Raw genomic sequence first — 15,524 nt, 5'->3', positions numbered from 1 at the left:
AATACACAGCCGCTTGGCACACACACAGAAAAGGAAGAATCCATGACCGGAACAATCGCCTACATCGGCTACGGAATTGCAACCCTCGGACCTGGTTTGGGTATTGGCATGCTGGTGGGCAAGACCCAGGAAGCAACCGCCCGTCAGCCTGAGGTTGCCGGCCGTCTGTTCACCAACATGATCATCGGTGCCGCACTTGTCGAAGCCCTCGCCTTGATCGGCTTCGCAATGCCCTTCGTCGTTCAGTGATATTCATGTTGCCAATGCAAGAAGCAGGAGATGCGGCGGCTGGGACGAGCGTCCTCGTCCCACCAGTGGCCGAAGTCTTTCTGTCTGCCATCATTTTGCTGGGAATCTGGCTTGTCATCGGCAAGTTCGCTCTTCCCCGCATCTACGCGATGATGGATGAGCGCGAGGAGCGCATCGAGGCCGGTCTGCATGCTGCTGAACAGGCACGTGAAGACCGTGCACTTGCTGAACGCGAACGCGAAGAGGCGTTGGCGCAGGCCAACGTTGAGGCTCATTCCATTCGCGAGCAGGCAAATGCTGACGCGAAACGCATCAAGTCTCAGGCTCGCGAATCCGCCCAGGAAGAAGCCGCCCGCATTCAGGAGAACGCTCAGCGCCAGATTCAGGCTGAACGCCAGTCAGCAGTGGTTTCGCTGCGCTCGGACATTGGTGAGCTGGCAACCCAGCTGGCCGAACGCATCGTCTCTGAGCAGCTCAGGGATCAGGATCTGTCACATCGGGTGATGGACCGCTTCCTCGATGACCTTGATGACATGTCGTTGAGCACACCTGCGTCGACCTCCGCACAGCCGCAAGGAACGAACGCATAATGCGCAGATCAAGCCGCATGAGCGTCGATGCCGCACAGTCAGTTGTGTCGCGCATCTTGTCGCCCACGTTCTCTGAAACTGACCAGGGACTGCGTGTGGCGGAAGAGCTCTTCGCTATCGCAGATATGGTCAGGGACGATTCACGCTTGGGTCGCTCATTGACCGATCCGGCGCGCGCTCGTGAGGACAAGGTGCGTCTGGCTGACGACTTGTTCGCCGCCACGGTCACCTCTCAGACGCTCGAGGTGATTCACACTCTCGTTGAGGGCGAGTGGTCATCGTCCAGTGACATTATCGAGGGTCTGGAGCAGGTGGGTATTCACGCTCTTCTGCGTGACGCGAAGTCTCATGACGGCTTGGACCGGGTTCTTTCCGAATTGTCCGACATTCACCAGGTCCTCCTGTCCAACCGGGAGCTGCGCACGCAGCTGTCGGTGCTGGGGCGTGGATCATCTGACGATCGGGCAGCTCTGGCGGAAAAGATTTTCGGACCTCACGTCAGCGCATGGACTCTGCGGATTGTGCGCCGCCAGGTCGGACGGCTCAACAAAGGACAGCTGATGTCGCATCTGCGCCATATCGCGCAGGACGCAGCGTCCCTGAAAGATGAAAACCTGGTGTCCGTCATCAGTGCCGGCCCGTTGACAGATACTCAGATGCATCGCCTCCAGACGATGCTCAACGAGAAACTGGGCGAAACGGTCAGCATCGACATGACATACGATCCCTCCCTGATCGGAGGATTCCGAATCATCTCCGGCGACCTCGTCATAGATTCATCGATAGCAACGCGACTACGACAGTTGCACCAATCCCTCGCGCACTGATAGATGAAGGCGCACCACAATACACAGACAAAGGAAACGCTCAATGGCTGAACTCTCGATTAGCTCCGAAGAGATCCGCTCGGCTCTCGATTCTTTTGTGGACTCCTACAAGCCCACTCAAGCGGCAGTCGAAGAAGTCGGACACGTCACCGAAACGGCCGACGGCATTGCCCGCGTGGAAGGCCTGCCCGGTGCAATGGCAAACGAGCTTCTTCGCTTTGAAGACGGCACGCTTGGCGTGGCCATGAACCTCGACGTGCGCGAAATTGGTGCCGTTCTGCTGGGTGATTTCAGCGGCATTGAAGAAGGCCAGCCGGTTCACCGCACAGGTGACGTTCTGTCTGTGCCGGTTGGTGACGGATACCTGGGGCGCACCGTTGACCCCCTCGGCAATCCGATCGACGGTCTGGGCGAGATCCAGGATCTGACGGGTCGACGCGCCCTCGAACTTCAGGCACCCGGCGTGATGATGCGTCGTTCGGTCCACGAGCCGCTCCAGACCGGTCTGAAAGCTATCGACTCGATGATTCCGATCGGACGTGGCCAGCGTCAGCTGATCATCGGTGACCGTCAGACAGGTAAGACCACCATCGCGATCGACACGATCATGAACCAGCGTGATAACTGGCTGTCGGGCGATCCGAGCAAGCAGGTGCGCTGCATCTACGTGGCGGTTGGCCAGAAGGGTTCGACGATCGCATCGGTGCGCTCCACACTGGAAGAAAACGGGGCGATGGACTACACCACCATCATTGCCTCACCGGCATCCGACCCCGCAGGCTTTAAGTACCTTGCGCCCTACACCGGATCCGCTATCGGACAGCACTGGATGTACGAGGGCAAGCACGTCCTCATCGTGTTCGATGACCTGTCCAAGCAGGCCGAGGCCTACCGAGCCGTGTCCCTTCTGCTGCGTCGCCCACCGGGGCGTGAAGCATACCCCGGCGACGTGTTCTACCTGCATTCACGTCTGCTCGAACGTTGCGCCAAACTCTCCGATGAACTGGGCGGCGGATCGATGACGGGTCTTCCCATCATCGAAACGAAAGCGAACGACGTATCGGCCTACATTCCGACCAACGTCATTTCAATCACCGACGGCCAGATCTTCCTGCAGTCGAATCTGTTCAACTCGAACCAGCGCCCTGCAGTCGACGTCGGTATCTCGGTGTCCCGCGTGGGTGGCGACGCTCAGATCAAGGCCATGAAGAAAGTGGCGGGCACGCTGAAACTGACGCTGGCCCAGTACCGTTCGATGGCGGCGTTCGCAATGTTCGCTTCCGACCTTGACGCCACGACCCGTTCGCAGTTGACTCGTGGTGAGCGTCTGATGGAACTGCTCAAGCAGCCGCAGTCCACGCCGTACCCCGTGGAAGAACAGGTCGCATCGATCTGGGTGGGTACGCACGGCTACCTCGACGAGCTGGACGTGTCTGACGTGAGTTCCTATGAGCATCAGCTTCTGGACTACCTGCGCTCACACTCCGACGTGCTGACCACGATCCGCGAGACTGGCGTGCTGGATGATGACACGGAGAATGCTCTGCGTGAGGCCGCAGAGAAGTTCACGCAGCAGTGGCTGAGCGCTCAGCCAGGTGAGAACCTGGAGGACGGCGAGGTTGAAGCTGAACATTCACGTGAAGAGATTGTCCGTCGTCGCCGTGAGAAGAAGGCCTGATCGATGGCTGGTCAGCAGAGGATCTACAAGCAGCGCATTGCGTCTACGCAAACGCTGAGCAAGGTCTTCCGCGCCATGGAGATGATTGCAGCCTCCAGGATCGGCGCGGCGCGTCGCGATGCGACCGAAGTGGGACCCTACGAGCAGGCGATCACGCAGGCTGTGGCCTCAGTTGCCATCCACACGGATATGGGGCACCCGCTGACCGACGTGCGAAACGACACGCCTCGCGTGGCCGTGCTGGTGGTCGCTTCTGACCGAGGCATGGCGGGTGCCTATTCAGCGACAATTCTGCGTGAAACAGAGCACCTGATCACCACGCTGCGCGAAGAAGGGAAGACCCCGATCCTCTATACCTGCGGGCGTCGCGCCAAGAATTACTTCAGCTTCCGTGGCGCTGAGATCGAGCGTTCGTGGGAAGGTGAATCGGACGAACCCAGCCTGGAGATGACGCACAGCATCGCCGAGGAACTGCTGAAGCGGTTCCTGGATGAGGACAGGATGACCGGCGTGTCCGAGGTTCACCTGGTCTACACGCGATTCCGGAACATGATGAGTCAGATTCCTCAGGTCAGGCAGATGCTGCCGCTGACTGTCGTGGATGCCTATGGTGAAGGCGAGACAAATGAAGTCGATCCGGTAAAGGACGACGGATCACTGCTTTTCCCTGAATACGAATTCATCCCGTCTGCGCGCGACGTCCTCGATGCTTTGCTGCCTCTTTATGTGGAAAGCCGCATCCGCAACGTTCTGCTTCAAGCCGCCGCATCGGAACTGGCGTCGCGTCAGCGAGCGATGCACACGGCAACCGACAACGCTGAAGAATTGATTACGAAGTACACGCGTTTGGCGAATTCGGCCCGCCAGGCGGAGATCACGCAGGAAATTAGTGAGATCGTGGGCGGGGCCGACGCCTTGGCTAACGGCTGAGCCCACATGATGGAGAAGATGACCATGACAGAATCACCAGAAACCGGCGAAGGCCGAGTTGCCCGCGTCGTCGGCCCCGTTGTCGACGTCGAGTTTCCGCCTGACCGGATCCCGGCCCTCTACAACGCACTGCAGGTGGATGTGGAGCTGCCTGACCAGGGCGAAGGATCCGAATCATTCGTCATGACGCTGGAAGTCGCACAGCACTTGGGTGACAACCTGGTTCGCACAATCGCACTCAAGCCGACTGACGGCCTGGTGCGCGGTGCCCGCGTGCGCGACACCGGCGGCCCCATCACTGTCCCGGTCGGTGACGTCACCAAGGGACACGTCTTCAACGTGATCGGTGAACCGCTCAACCTCAAAGATGGCGAACAGCTCGAAATCACAGAGCGCTGGCCTATTCACCGTCAACCACCTGCATTCGATCAGCTTGAGCCACGCACCAAGATGTTCGAAACGGGCATCAAGGTGATCGACCTGCTTACCCCCTATGTGCAGGGCGGCAAGATCGGCCTGTTCGGCGGCGCAGGCGTGGGCAAGACCGTGCTGATTCAGGAAATGATTCAGCGTGTTGCTCAGGATCACGGCGGCGTGTCCGTGTTCGCCGGTGTGGGCGAACGTACCCGTGAAGGCAACGACCTGATTCACGAAATGGCTGATGCAGGCGTCTTCGACAAGACCGCACTGGTCTTTGGCCAGATGGACGAGCCGCCGGGGACCAGGTTGCGTATCGCGCTGACCGGCCTGACGATGGCGGAATACTTCCGCGATGTACAAAACCAGGACGTGCTGCTGTTCATCGACAACATCTTCCGTTTCACTCAGGCAGGTTCCGAGGTGTCCACCCTGCTGGGCCGTATGCCCTCGGCCGTGGGTTACCAGCCGAATCTGGCGGACGAGATGGGCCAGCTTCAAGAGCGCATCACCTCTGCCGGTGGTCACTCCATTACCTCGCTGCAGGCCATCTACGTGCCAGCCGATGACTACACGGACCCCGCGCCGGCTACCACGTTCGCGCACCTGGATGCGACCACGGAACTGTCCCGTGAGATCGCGTCGAAGGGTCTGTACCCGGCGGTTGACCCGCTGTCATCGACCAGCCGTCTGCTTGACCCGGCTGCGATCGGCCAGGAACACTACGATGTGGCAATCCACGTCAAGGCCATCTTGCAGAAGAACAAGGAGCTGCAGGACATCATCGCCATTCTGGGTGTCGACGAATTGTCCGAGGAAGACAAGGTCACGGTTGCGCGTGCACGTCGAATCGAACAGTTCCTGTCACAGAACATCTATATGGCTGAAAAGTTCACCGGCCAGCCAGGCTCCACCGTTCCGCTGTCAGAAACCATCGAAGCCTTCAAGCGCATTGCCGAGGGCTACTACGACAAGGTTCCTGAGCAGGCATTCTTCAATATCGGCGGCATTGAGGATCTGGAGCGCAAGTGGCACGAACTTGAGGCAGAATCCTGATGGCCGAGACAGGGGCGCTGAGCGTCAAAATCGTGACGAAGCGAGGCCTGTCCTGGCAGGGAGCTGCGCAGTATGTGCAGGTCCCAGTCGAAGACGGCTCGCTGGGCATTTTGCCTCATCGTCAACCATTGTTGGCTAGATTGAAAGAAGGTCCCGTCATTCTCACCATTGGCGACGACACGAAGACATTTCCGGTAGCCGGCGGATTCGTCTCCGTGGATTCTGACGTTGTCACCGTTGTTGCAGAAGGCATGGAGTCCTGAGAACACTGAGAACTACGTCCGTGATGAGCATTCATCACGGACGTAGGCGATATTACTGCATGGAAGGAGCTACAGCATCATGAACACTGCGTTGGTGTGGGCGCTGTGGCTCATCGTCATACTCGCCGTCATCGCTATGCTGATCGTCGGCTATATCAATGTGCGTGCCCGCCGGCTGGACACCTACCTGGGATCGTTTAGATGCTGGGCGCGCCGAGACTCTCAGTCCGGCTGGACAGCCGGAGTCGCCCATTACGGAGTCGAAACCCTCACCTGGTACCGCCTGGTGGGGTTTTCCATGCGGCCGGTTTTCTCAATGCCTCGACGTACCCTTGAAGTCTCAGCGCCCGACACTCGCTCTGTTGACGGAACCATGATCGAGGTGCATCTGGTCTCCGGTGATGATCGCTGGCAGGTGGCGATGGCCGCATCCAGTTACAACGGCCTGGTGTCATGGGCAGAATCTGGCCCTCCGCGTTCCTCGCAATCGTCCATCGACTAAAACGAGCAAAAAGGCAGGCACGCTTTCGTGCGTATCGTAGTAGCAACATGTTCAGTTGATTATTCAGGCCGGCTAACCGCGCACCTGGACAAAGCCCCGCGCGTCATCATGCTGAAGGCAGACGGCTCGGTCCTGGTTCACTCCGATGGCGGCTCCTATAAGCCGCTGAACTGGATGAGCGCCCCGTGCCATATGCGCATCGATGAGCCCAGCACCGATGAAACGGATCTAGGCGTGAGCGAGGTGTGGACTGTTCAGGCCGCCAAGTCTGACGACCAGCTGCTCATCCGTATTTTCGACGTTCTCCACGACGTCAACGAGGACCTCGGCGTGGATCCAGGCCTCATTAAGGACGGCGTGGAAGCCCACCTGCAGGCTCTGCTGGCTGAACAGGTGCCCTTGATCCTAGGAACGGGATACTCGCTGGTTCGCAGAGAATATCCCACGCCAATCGGGCCGGTGGATCTGCTGGTGCGCGACGAACACAATGTTCCCATCGCTATCGAGGTGAAGCGACGCGGTGGCGTCGACGGAGTGGAACAGCTCACTCGCTACCTGTCGCTACTGGCCAGAGATCCCCTGCTTTCTGACATTCGCGGCATTTTCGCTGCTCAGGAGGTCACGCGGCAGGCACGCACACTGGCAGAAGACAGAGGAATCCAAGTAGTCGTACTCGACTACGACGCAATGCGAGGCGTCGATGACGCAGAATCTCGCCTGTTCTAGGAAAAGAGAGACCATGACGGATCAGACTGATCAATCCACTTCACTCGTTGCTCTTCGAGGACGGGTCGTCACACCGGATACGGTGATCGACGATGGGGCAGTGGCGTGGGACCGCGACACCATTATCTGGGTCGGTGATGCGGCGGCGCAGGAGGCCCCCTCGTCAATTCGTGAACAACTCAATGATCTGAAGCCGAGCGATGACATCATCATCCCTGGCCTCGTCGACGTGCACTGCCACGGCGGTGGTGGCGAATCGTTCCCGAACGCGCAGACCCCCGAGCAAGCGATGACGGCTGTTACCGAGCACCGCGCTCACGGGACGACCTCCCTTGTTGCATCGCTGGTGACTGCTGACGCGCAGACCCTCAAGGAACGTGCTGCCATGCTCGCCACGCTGGCCGATCGAGGGGAGCTGGCTGGAATCCACTTTGAAGGTCCGTTCGTGTCTCATGAGCGCTGTGGCGCGCAGGACCCACAGTTCATCTGCGACCCGGATCCCGTGCTGACAGCTGAACTGCTGGACGTGGCTGGCGGGCACGCGGTGACCATGACCGTGGCGCCGGAGAAACCGCACGCCAGCGGTGAGGGATCAGTGGCTGAAGTACTGCGCGAGGGGGGTGCTCTGCCATCGTGGGGGCATACGGATGCAGAGCCGGACGACGTTCGAGCCGTCTTTGAGGACGCCCGAGGACGCTACGCTGATCAGCTGAAAGACCCGGACCATACACGTCCCCTGGCGACGGTGACGCACCTGTTTAACGGCATGAAGCCGATGCACCACCGCGATCCCGGTTCCATTGCAGAGTTCCTTGCAGCGGGTGCGCGAGGTGATGCGGTCGTGGAGATGATCTGTGATGGTGTGCATGTCAATCCCACGCTGGTGCGCTGTGTGTACGAGGTTCTCGGACGGTCGCGCTGCGTCTTCATCACTGATGCGATGGCTGCTGCCGGAATGGCGGATGGCAGCTACCAGCTTGGGCCTCAGGCTGTGACGGTAACTGATGGGATTGCTCGTCTGACTGATGGCGGAGCGATCGCCGGTGGAACAGCTCACCTGCTCGATTGCGTGCGCGTCGCAGTAGGCGCTGGAATTCCGCTGGTCGATGCGGTATTTATGGCATCTGCTCAAGGTGCCAGAATCCTTGGCGATGAGACGGTGGGGGCACTCGAAGTCGGCAAGCGTGCTGACGTGGTCTGTCTGGATTCTGAGCTGCACCCCTTGCGCGTGTGGCGCGCGGGTGTCGTGTGCGATAGGAATAAGTAAGAGCGGCAAGACGACGTAGGCGGCCAGAGGAGCGATCACGACATGGGGCGGGGCAGACGGTCACGAAAACGACCTTGGGGCGGCGAACATCCGCGCCTCGATATGAGTCGTCTGGCCTCCATGCCGCTTAGTGCCGAGGGGCCTGGTGGGCTGCACTATCAGGTGTCGTACGTGTCGGGATCGCAGAAGACGTACACGTGTCCTGGTTGTGTCCATCCGATTGCTCCTGGCACACCTCATGTGGTCGCGTGGCCCGAAGAAGCACCCTTTGGATGGGATCAGGGGGTGGAAGCCAGACGTCATTGGCACCGGCATTGCTGGGAGCACCGGCTTCGGCCCCTCTGAGCCTGACTTGTTGGGCCTGTCTCGTGAGCCCGTCAGGCACTGCCCTTTTCGACTCTGCGATATGATGGATTATTACCATCGGTTCTGCGCTCACATCAACGGGCACTGTATTGTGAATGGCATACGAGGAATTTTTGCGGAGGAGCGGACACTGTGAGTGGTATCAGACGTTACGCCAGCGCTTTAGCCCTTGCAGCAGTGGCTCTTGTTGCTGGCATCATCGGCATTTTGACACTGACCGTTTGGGCACCTGGACAGCACATTGAGGCCAAGGCTGACCCAGATCAGCCCTATGTGATGACGCGTGCGCGTGTGCTCCCTTTGAAAGCAGAAGACGTGACAGTGACCGTCGAAGCTGCCGATGCGTCGACGCCCGTCAGTGTCGTGGTTGGATCCACTCCTGATGTGATCGGGTGGCTCGGTGACGAGGCTTATACCGAAGTTGTGGGCCTGGAAGCTGGTATGACACAGCTGAAAGTAACCGACCATGCGGAAACGGATGCGAATCAGGCGCAATCGTCGGATGTGGCTGATGGCGAGCAATCCGCAGCTGCTCCTCAGTCAACGGCCGATGGCCAGGCACAGTCCGAAGCTCAGACTGCCAAGGAAGAAGCTCAGTCGGGGGCCTCGATTGCGAACCCGTTGGATAATGACATGTGGTTGGATCAGGCAGCCGGCCAGGGGAGCGCGTCGCTCACACTGAAAGCCGTTCCTGACACGGTGTCCGTACTGGCCACGACAGACGGTTCGAAAGCCCCGACATTGACGTTGACTTGGCCGGTTGAGCGCACCAATATCGCAGCGATCGCCGTGTGGCTTTTGACCATTGTCCTGGCACTGATCGCCGCAGTCATGGCGGTCATCATCTGGCGCAACCAGCGTCGCCGCGCGGCACGTGCCGACGAGCTGAAGTCTCGTGACCAGGCTGATACCACCGACACCGCCCCGATCGACATCTCCCAGATGCCAGACGCCGAGGAAGCCTCTGACGAGGCAGACGATGAGGGTGACGTGTCGCAAGCTGAGGACGGTACCCATGAAGCAGACGAGGCTGAGTCGCTTGATGTCAGCGAGCCGGTCCCGGTAGCCGACCTGACAGATGAAGCTGACGGCTTGCCTGAGGAGCAAGCTCACCGGGAAGAACACGATCACTGTGAAGAGGTGAAACGCTCCGAAGAGGCGGACCAGTACGAAGAAGCGGAAGAGCCGGAAGAACTTGCTGAATCCGCTGAACCTGTCGAGCCGGCCATGAACGGCGAAGCTGAAGACCTCGTCGAACAGAAACAGGCTGCCGAACCCGCTGAGTCGGAGGAAGCTGTAGAACCGGCTGAGCTTGCTGAGCCGGCTGAGACTGCAAAGCCAGCCGAACCAGTCGAACATTCGGCCCCCACCGATTCGGGTGTCATTGACATGTCCGTGGCTCGTGTACCGATGGTCTTCCCGACGCGACGCGCATTACGCGAAGCGCGCTCCCGAGGCGAAGAATCGGTGAATATCGATGGCCACGAATTCAACACTGGCCTCATCCCGATCGTCCCGTCGGCGCACCAAGCAGACAGCGGCGACACCCTCGTACGTCAGACAGACGGCGACCGTGCGGAAAACGAAGCCGACCATGTGAGCGGCACTGGACACGCGAGCCGAACCGACCGTTCACAGGACGGCGACGATCCACGGGGCGACGATACACAAGCTGACGCCGAACGACCTCAGGACACTGGCCGTTCCCAAAAGGGCGCATGGACGTCCATCATGTCGAACTGGCTGCATCGTGACGGAACAGGATCGACCAAGGAGGAACAGTGATACGCCGCCGCATCTGCGCTGCCGTGGTGATGCTCGCATCACTGTCGATGGTCAGCGCCTGCTCGTCAGGAGAAATAGAAGTACCGGCCACTGAACAGCCAGCGTCCGGCGCAAACGGTGCGGCCAACCTGGATGCCAACCGCATCAACACGATCCTCGGACATATCCAGGCCGCACTCGACCAAGCCAGTGACGAGGGCACGACCGAAGCCCTGTCCGGACGCGTCAAAGACCCGGCTCTGCGCATGCGCGGTGCACAGTTCGTGCTCGCCAAAGCCAAGGACACCACGGTGCCGCAGCTGAGTCTCACCGGGGAAATGGTGACATCGACCAACTCAACGACGTGGCCGCGAATGTTCCTGGACATCGAGCAAAGCTCGGACGGGGAACTGCCGATTGTTTACGTCATCACTCAGCAGGATGCGCGCTCCAATTACGAACTGGAGAACTGGGTGCGCCTTCTGGGCGGCTCAGAATTCACGACAGCCCCACTGGAGACGGGTGCAGCATACGTACCTGCCGATGCCGACGGCTTCATCATGACGCCCAGCGAAGCAGTGGAAAAATACGTCGAAATGCTCAATTCTGGCACCGCCGGATCCGACATGTTCGCAGAAGACGAGTATGCGCGCTCGCACTTCGACGAGATCGCATCGCTCGGACAATCCGTGCAGGCCGCCGGTACCGTCACGGCTCACGCACAGACGGAGGGATTGCCGATCTCAGGACTCGTCTTGAACAACGGATCAGCCCTCGTGTCCGCATCGTTCGCAATGACGCACACCTACCAGCGCACGGTTGCCAGATCCACCATGCAGCTGGGCGGCTCCCCTGCGGCTATTAACGAGGGAGACCCCAAGGTTATCGGATCGGCATCTGCAAAATACCTGGTCTCGGTTTTGATTGAGCTGCCGCAGGCCGGATCCGATCAGAAAGCTCGCGTCATCGGCGCTGAACGTGTGATCGAGCAGGTCACGCGCGACGATTCAACCAAACCCGAAGGAGAATAAGTGGCAGAGAGTGATCCATCAATGGCGCAGCACAATTCGCAGCGGGAACCAGCCTCGCGTGCAGCGCACAGCGCGGAGGCCTCCGAACAGTCTCACGTGCAGCGTCAGGTCGCCGATTCTCACGGTGCCGTTGACCTGTCCGCTTCGGGCGTCCCTGCTGCCGCTCCTGCCGACGGTGATGCCGGGGTGCAACTGAACGTGCCTTTGATTCGCGACTGCGATGACGCTCAGTTCGAGGACATCATGGCAACGTCACGCACTGTTCCTGTGCTGATGGCACTGTGGTCATCGCGCTCCTTGGAGTCATCGTCCGTTCTGTCCATGCTGGAGGGGATCGTCCGCGAAAGGAGCGGCGCCTTCCAGTTGGTGAAGATCGAGGTGGAGAAAGCTCCGGGCATCACTCGCGCACTTCAGGTGCAGGCCTTGCCGACGGTGTGTGCACTGATCGGTGGGCGCCCGATCCCGCTCTTCCAGGGAAATGCGATTAAAGAACAGGTCGTGCCGGTCCTGGATGAACTGTTGACGGCAGCCCAGCAGATGGGGGTTACGGGCCGCGTCGCAGTCAGCGGGGAGGACGTGAAGGCGCCCGTACCGCCTGAACACCAGCATGCGTTGGACCTGGAAGAATCAGGTGACCTCGACGGCGCGATCGCGGCGTGGGAGAAGATCGTGGAGCGCAATGCGCGCGACCACGATGCCGAAGCCCAGTTGGCGCGCGTGCGTCTGCTTGAGCGCGGCACGGCTGGGAATGCGGATAACGACCTGGATCATGCTGATGAGCTGTTTAACGCCGGCCAGCACGCTCAGGCCTTCGACGTTCTGATCAGCGCTTTGGAGCACAGCACCGATGATGACAGGCGTGAAGAGCTGCGCACACGCATCCTGGACTTGTTCCGCGTGGCCGGATCCTCACCGGAAGTCAACGCTGCCCGTCGCAGGCTGGCAACCGCTCTCATGATCTAGAGGCTGGTGTGGTGATCGCACCTGAGGCAGCTCGAATCGGCTCGTCCGCGCGTCGGGGCAGTCTAGTGCTCGCCGGCGACGCTGCGCCATACGTGCAGGGCTCGGTCATCAAATAAGCAGAACACGATCCTGATTGCGTGCTCGTCCTGTTCGCTTTCATAGGTGCGAGCCGCCTCTATGCCGATACTCGCAACCTGTTCCATATCCCAGCCGTACACTCCTGCTGAAATTGCAGGGAACGCTACGGAGCGTGCACTGATGTCCTCGGCAACCCGCAGACTCGACGTGAAGCAGGAGCGTAGCAGATCCGGGTCAGTCTGCCCGCGATGCCGGTTAGGTCCGACAGTGTGGATTACCCAGCGCGCCGGCAGTCTGAAACCCTCAGTCGCTACAGCGTGCCCCACGGGAAGACCATCAGGGAACTGGCTGGCACGCACTTTCTTGCAGGCGGCGAGCAGGTCGGGCCCAGCTCCGCGGTGAATTGCCCCATCCACGCCGCCACCACCCAGCAGTGACGAGTTCGCAGCGTTGACAATGGCGTCCACCTCAAGTGTTGTGATGTCGCCGCTGATCAGTTCCATCATTGCTCGCATATCTCACGGGCGGTTGAGCGAGCAGGCAGGAATTGCTGCCCGTCCGCTCAACCGTCCGTGTCTAGTTCTCAGATGTGACAGGACGCAGCCAGAGCGCACCCAGCGGTGGCACGCGCAGCTCAGCCGATGCTGGCCGGCCGTTCCATGGAACATCTTCAGCGATGACCGGCCCCATGTTGATCACACCGGATCCGCCGAACTCTTCGCTGTCAGTGTTGAGGATTTCCTCCCACTGGCCGCTGAACGGCAGCCCCACGCGGTAGCCCTCGTGAGGTGTGCCGGCAAAGTTCGTGACGCAGACAAGGAGGTGCTGCTTGTCATCGGAGCCCATTCCCTTGCGGATATGGGAGATCACGTTGTGATCGCCGTCTGACGCGTCGATCCACTCAAAGCCCGTGTAGTCGTCGTCCCACAGCGCGGGCTCGTCGCGATAGATCCTGTTGAGAGCCGACACCAGCGACAGCAACCCGGAATGCAGATCGTCATCGAGCAGCCACCAATCCAGAGAATGCTGCTCGGTCCATTCCTGTTCCTGCCCAAATTCCTGTCCCATGAACAGCAGTTGTTTGCCAGGATGCGACCACTGGTAGGCGTACAGTGCGCGAAGCGAGGCCATTTTCTGCCACTTATCACCGGGCATCTTCGAAACGAGCGAGCCTTTGCCGTGAACGACCTCATCATGGGACAGCGGCAGAATGTAGTTCTCGGAGAATGCGTACACCAACGAGAACGTGAGTTCACCGTGGTGCCAGCGACGGTTGACAGGGTCTTCCTGCATGTACCGCAGCGTGTCGTTCATCCAGCCCATATTCCACTTCATGCCGAACCCCAGGCCGCCTCCTGACGTTGGCGCGGTCACGCCGGGCCACGCTGTTGACTCTTCAGCCACCATTACGATGCCGGGGTGACGCCTGTAGGCAGTTGCGTTGGCTTCCTGCAGGAACTGGATGGCTTCCAGGTGTTCGCGACCGCCGTACTGATTCGGCCGCCACTGGCCTTCCTTGCGTGAATAATCCAGATACAGCATGGAGGCCACCGCATCGACACGCAAGCCATCGACGTGGAACTCCTCGAGCCAGTACAGGGCGTTGGCAACCAGGAAGTTACGCACCTCCCGACGCCCGAAGTTGAAGACGTACGTTCCCCAATCCGGATGTTCACCACGCAACGGATCGGGATCCTCGTACAGGGGAGTGCCGTCGAAACGGGCAAGCGCCCAGTCATCCTTCGGGAAGTGGGCTGGCACCCAGTCCAGGATGACGCCGATACCTGCCTGGTGGAGGCGGTCCACCAGATAACGGAAGTCGTCGGGCGTGCCGTAGCGTGAGGTCGGCGCGTAGTACGAGGTGACCTGGTAGCCCCACGAACCGCCGAACGGATGTTCAGCCACCGGCATGAATTCGACGTGCGTGAAACCGGCTTCGGTGACGTAGGCGATCAGCTCATCAGCGAGCTGACGGTAGCCCAGCCCCTGTTTCCAGGATCCAATGTGGACTTCGTACACTGACATGGCAGCGGTGTGCGGGGTGGTGTGAGCACGCCTGTCCATCCACTCATCGTCATCCCACCTGTGGAAACGGTCGGTGACAACAGAGGCAGTTGCCGGAGGAATCTCGGTGGCACGTGCCATCGGGTCAGCCTTTTGGAACCAGTTACCGCCCGGCCCTCGGATCTCGAATTTGTAGCGCGCTCCCACGCCCACACCTGGGATGAACAGCTCCCACACGCCGGACGATCCCAGTGAGCGCATTGCGCTGGCGCTGCCGTCCCAATAGTTGAAGTCGCCGACGACGCGCACGGCAGACGCGTTGGGCGCCCATACCGCAAATGCGACGCCCTCGACGTCACCCATCGGGCCGGTGTAGTGAGTCAGATGTGCTCCCAGAACTTTCCACAGTTCTTCGTGTCGTCCCTCGGAAATGAGGTAAATATCCATTTCGCCCAGTGTGGGCAGGAAACGGTAGGGGTCGTCCATCAGTGTCGTCTGGTCACCGTAGGTCACGCGCACTCGGTAGTCGGGAATATCGTCACATTCAAAGACGGCAACCCACACGCCGGAGCGTTCGTGAACAGCGTCAACTGTTTGATCGGGCGTGACAATTTGGACGGCGTCGGCCAAATGATGCACCGTGCGGATCGTCACTGACCCGTCACTGAGGTGCGCTCCGAGCACGGCATGAGGCAGGTAGTACTGCCCCTGCGCCACTGTATCAAGGAGGTCTGGATCTTGAGGAATCGGTGAGGCGTTCATGACCTCATTTTCCCATGCACACGGTCACGGCGTGGCCGTTCGGACGGTCGT

Annotated in this window: 16 protein-coding genes; 14 read left to right on the top strand and 2 right to left on the bottom strand. The window is 60.0% G+C overall.

Going from position 1 to position 15,524, the window contains the following annotated elements:
- Positions 1 to 42: 42 nt before the first annotated feature.
- From atpE to BN3002_RS05120, 14 genes are all read left to right on the top strand, one after another.
- Positions 43 to 249 (top strand): ATP synthase F0 subunit C, encoded by a 207-nt coding sequence (gene atpE, locus BN3002_RS05185; protein ID WP_058236986.1) that lies wholly within the window; start codon positions 43 to 45, stop codon positions 247 to 249.
- Between the two features lie 5 nt (positions 250 to 254).
- The gene (locus tag BN3002_RS05180) at positions 255 to 839 is read left to right on the top strand and encodes a F0F1 ATP synthase subunit B (protein ID WP_058237819.1); all 585 of its coding nucleotides are present in this window, start codon (positions 255 to 257) and stop codon (positions 837 to 839) included.
- Entirely contained in the window at positions 839 to 1,666 is an 828-nt protein-coding gene (locus BN3002_RS05175; protein WP_058236985.1) for a F0F1 ATP synthase subunit delta, read from the top strand. The genes BN3002_RS05180 and BN3002_RS05175 overlap by 1 nt, the downstream gene beginning before the upstream one ends.
- A 43-nt stretch (positions 1,667 to 1,709) precedes the next feature.
- Positions 1,710 to 3,344: a F0F1 ATP synthase subunit alpha gene (atpA, locus tag BN3002_RS05170; protein WP_058236984.1), complete on the top strand. Its 1,635-nt coding sequence runs from the start codon at positions 1,710 to 1,712 to the stop codon at positions 3,342 to 3,344.
- A 3-nt stretch (positions 3,345 to 3,347) separates the two neighbouring features.
- Positions 3,348 to 4,274 (top strand): F0F1 ATP synthase subunit gamma, encoded by a 927-nt coding sequence (locus BN3002_RS05165; RefSeq protein ID WP_058236983.1) that lies wholly within the window; start codon positions 3,348 to 3,350, stop codon positions 4,272 to 4,274.
- Positions 4,275 to 4,292: 18 nt separating this feature from the next.
- Entirely contained in the window at positions 4,293 to 5,747 is a 1,455-nt protein-coding gene (atpD, locus tag BN3002_RS05160; RefSeq protein ID WP_371935771.1) for a F0F1 ATP synthase subunit beta, read from the top strand.
- On the top strand, positions 5,747 to 6,010 hold the full coding sequence (locus BN3002_RS05155; RefSeq protein ID WP_058236982.1) for a F0F1 ATP synthase subunit delta/epsilon: 264 nt from the start codon (positions 5,747 to 5,749) through the stop codon (positions 6,008 to 6,010). Before atpD ends, BN3002_RS05155 begins: the two co-directional genes overlap by 1 nt.
- A gap of 79 nt (positions 6,011 to 6,089) precedes the next feature.
- Entirely contained in the window at positions 6,090 to 6,512 is a 423-nt protein-coding gene (locus BN3002_RS05150) for a DUF2550 family protein (RefSeq protein ID WP_058236981.1), read from the top strand.
- 27 nt (positions 6,513 to 6,539) lie between these two features.
- Positions 6,540 to 7,238, top strand: a complete 699-nt coding sequence (nucS, locus tag BN3002_RS05145; protein WP_058236980.1) for an endonuclease NucS — start codon at positions 6,540 to 6,542, stop codon at positions 7,236 to 7,238.
- A gap of 13 nt (positions 7,239 to 7,251) precedes the next feature.
- A complete protein-coding gene (locus tag BN3002_RS05140; RefSeq protein WP_058236979.1) occupies positions 7,252 to 8,505 on the top strand; it encodes an N-acetylglucosamine-6-phosphate deacetylase in 1,254 nt (417 codons plus the stop codon).
- 102 nt (positions 8,506 to 8,607) lie between these two features.
- Positions 8,608 to 8,850, top strand: coding sequence for an Rv1322 family protein (locus BN3002_RS11570; protein ID WP_227469285.1), 243 nt, complete (start codon positions 8,608 to 8,610; stop codon positions 8,848 to 8,850).
- A gap of 153 nt (positions 8,851 to 9,003) precedes the next feature.
- Positions 9,004 to 10,656 (top strand): hypothetical protein, encoded by a 1,653-nt coding sequence (locus BN3002_RS05130; RefSeq protein WP_058236977.1) that lies wholly within the window; start codon positions 9,004 to 9,006, stop codon positions 10,654 to 10,656.
- Positions 10,653 to 11,666, top strand: coding sequence for a DUF8094 domain-containing protein (locus BN3002_RS05125; RefSeq protein ID WP_058236976.1), 1,014 nt, complete (start codon positions 10,653 to 10,655; stop codon positions 11,664 to 11,666). The genes BN3002_RS05130 and BN3002_RS05125 overlap by 4 nt, the downstream gene beginning before the upstream one ends.
- On the top strand, positions 11,667 to 12,629 hold the full coding sequence (locus BN3002_RS05120) for a tetratricopeptide repeat protein (RefSeq protein ID WP_227469280.1): 963 nt from the start codon (positions 11,667 to 11,669) through the stop codon (positions 12,627 to 12,629). It abuts the gene before it with no gap.
- A gap of 62 nt (positions 12,630 to 12,691) precedes the next feature.
- Here BN3002_RS05120 and BN3002_RS05115 read toward each other — a convergent pair whose 3' ends face one another.
- Positions 12,692 to 13,213, bottom strand: coding sequence for an O-acetyl-ADP-ribose deacetylase (locus BN3002_RS05115; protein ID WP_058236975.1), 522 nt, complete (start codon positions 13,211 to 13,213; stop codon positions 12,692 to 12,694).
- 70 nt (positions 13,214 to 13,283) lie between these two features.
- Positions 13,284 to 15,473 (bottom strand): 1,4-alpha-glucan branching protein GlgB, encoded by a 2,190-nt coding sequence (gene glgB, locus BN3002_RS05110; RefSeq protein WP_058236974.1) that lies wholly within the window; start codon positions 15,471 to 15,473, stop codon positions 13,284 to 13,286.
- Positions 15,474 to 15,524: the final 51 nt, after the last annotated feature.

The sequence above is a fragment of the Actinomyces ihuae genome (assembly GCF_001457875.1).
Taxonomy (GTDB): domain Bacteria; phylum Actinomycetota; class Actinomycetes; order Actinomycetales; family Actinomycetaceae; genus Pauljensenia; species Pauljensenia radingae_A.
The sequence above is the reverse complement of the archived record's forward strand: the minus strand, read 5'-3'. Positions and strand labels throughout refer to the sequence as shown.

Bases quoted from the DNA above. Each gene is read 5' to 3' on its own strand.
- BN3002_RS05115 (WP_058236975.1), bottom strand. From the start codon at position 13,213: ATGATGGAACTGATCAGCGGCGACATCACAACACTTGAGGTGGACGCC.
- glgB (WP_058236974.1), bottom strand. From the start codon at position 15,473: ATGAACGCCTCACCGATTCCTCAAGATCCAGACCTCCTTGATACAGTG.
- atpE (WP_058236986.1), top strand. From the start codon at position 43: ATGACCGGAACAATCGCCTACATCGGCTACGGAATTGCAACCCTCGGA.
- BN3002_RS05155 (WP_058236982.1), top strand. From the start codon at position 5,747: ATGGCCGAGACAGGGGCGCTGAGCGTCAAAATCGTGACGAAGCGAGGC.
- atpA (WP_058236984.1), top strand. From the start codon at position 1,710: ATGGCTGAACTCTCGATTAGCTCCGAAGAGATCCGCTCGGCTCTCGAT.
- BN3002_RS05150 (WP_058236981.1), top strand. From the start codon at position 6,090: ATGAACACTGCGTTGGTGTGGGCGCTGTGGCTCATCGTCATACTCGCC.
- BN3002_RS05165 (WP_058236983.1), top strand. From the start codon at position 3,348: ATGGCTGGTCAGCAGAGGATCTACAAGCAGCGCATTGCGTCTACGCAA.
- BN3002_RS05140 (WP_058236979.1), top strand. From the start codon at position 7,252: ATGACGGATCAGACTGATCAATCCACTTCACTCGTTGCTCTTCGAGGA.
- BN3002_RS11570 (WP_227469285.1), top strand. From the start codon at position 8,608: ATGAGTCGTCTGGCCTCCATGCCGCTTAGTGCCGAGGGGCCTGGTGGG.
- atpD (WP_371935771.1), top strand. From the start codon at position 4,293: ATGACCATGACAGAATCACCAGAAACCGGCGAAGGCCGAGTTGCCCGC.
- BN3002_RS05175 (WP_058236985.1), top strand. From the start codon at position 839: ATGCGCAGATCAAGCCGCATGAGCGTCGATGCCGCACAGTCAGTTGTG.
- BN3002_RS05180 (WP_058237819.1), top strand. From the start codon at position 255: ATGTTGCCAATGCAAGAAGCAGGAGATGCGGCGGCTGGGACGAGCGTC.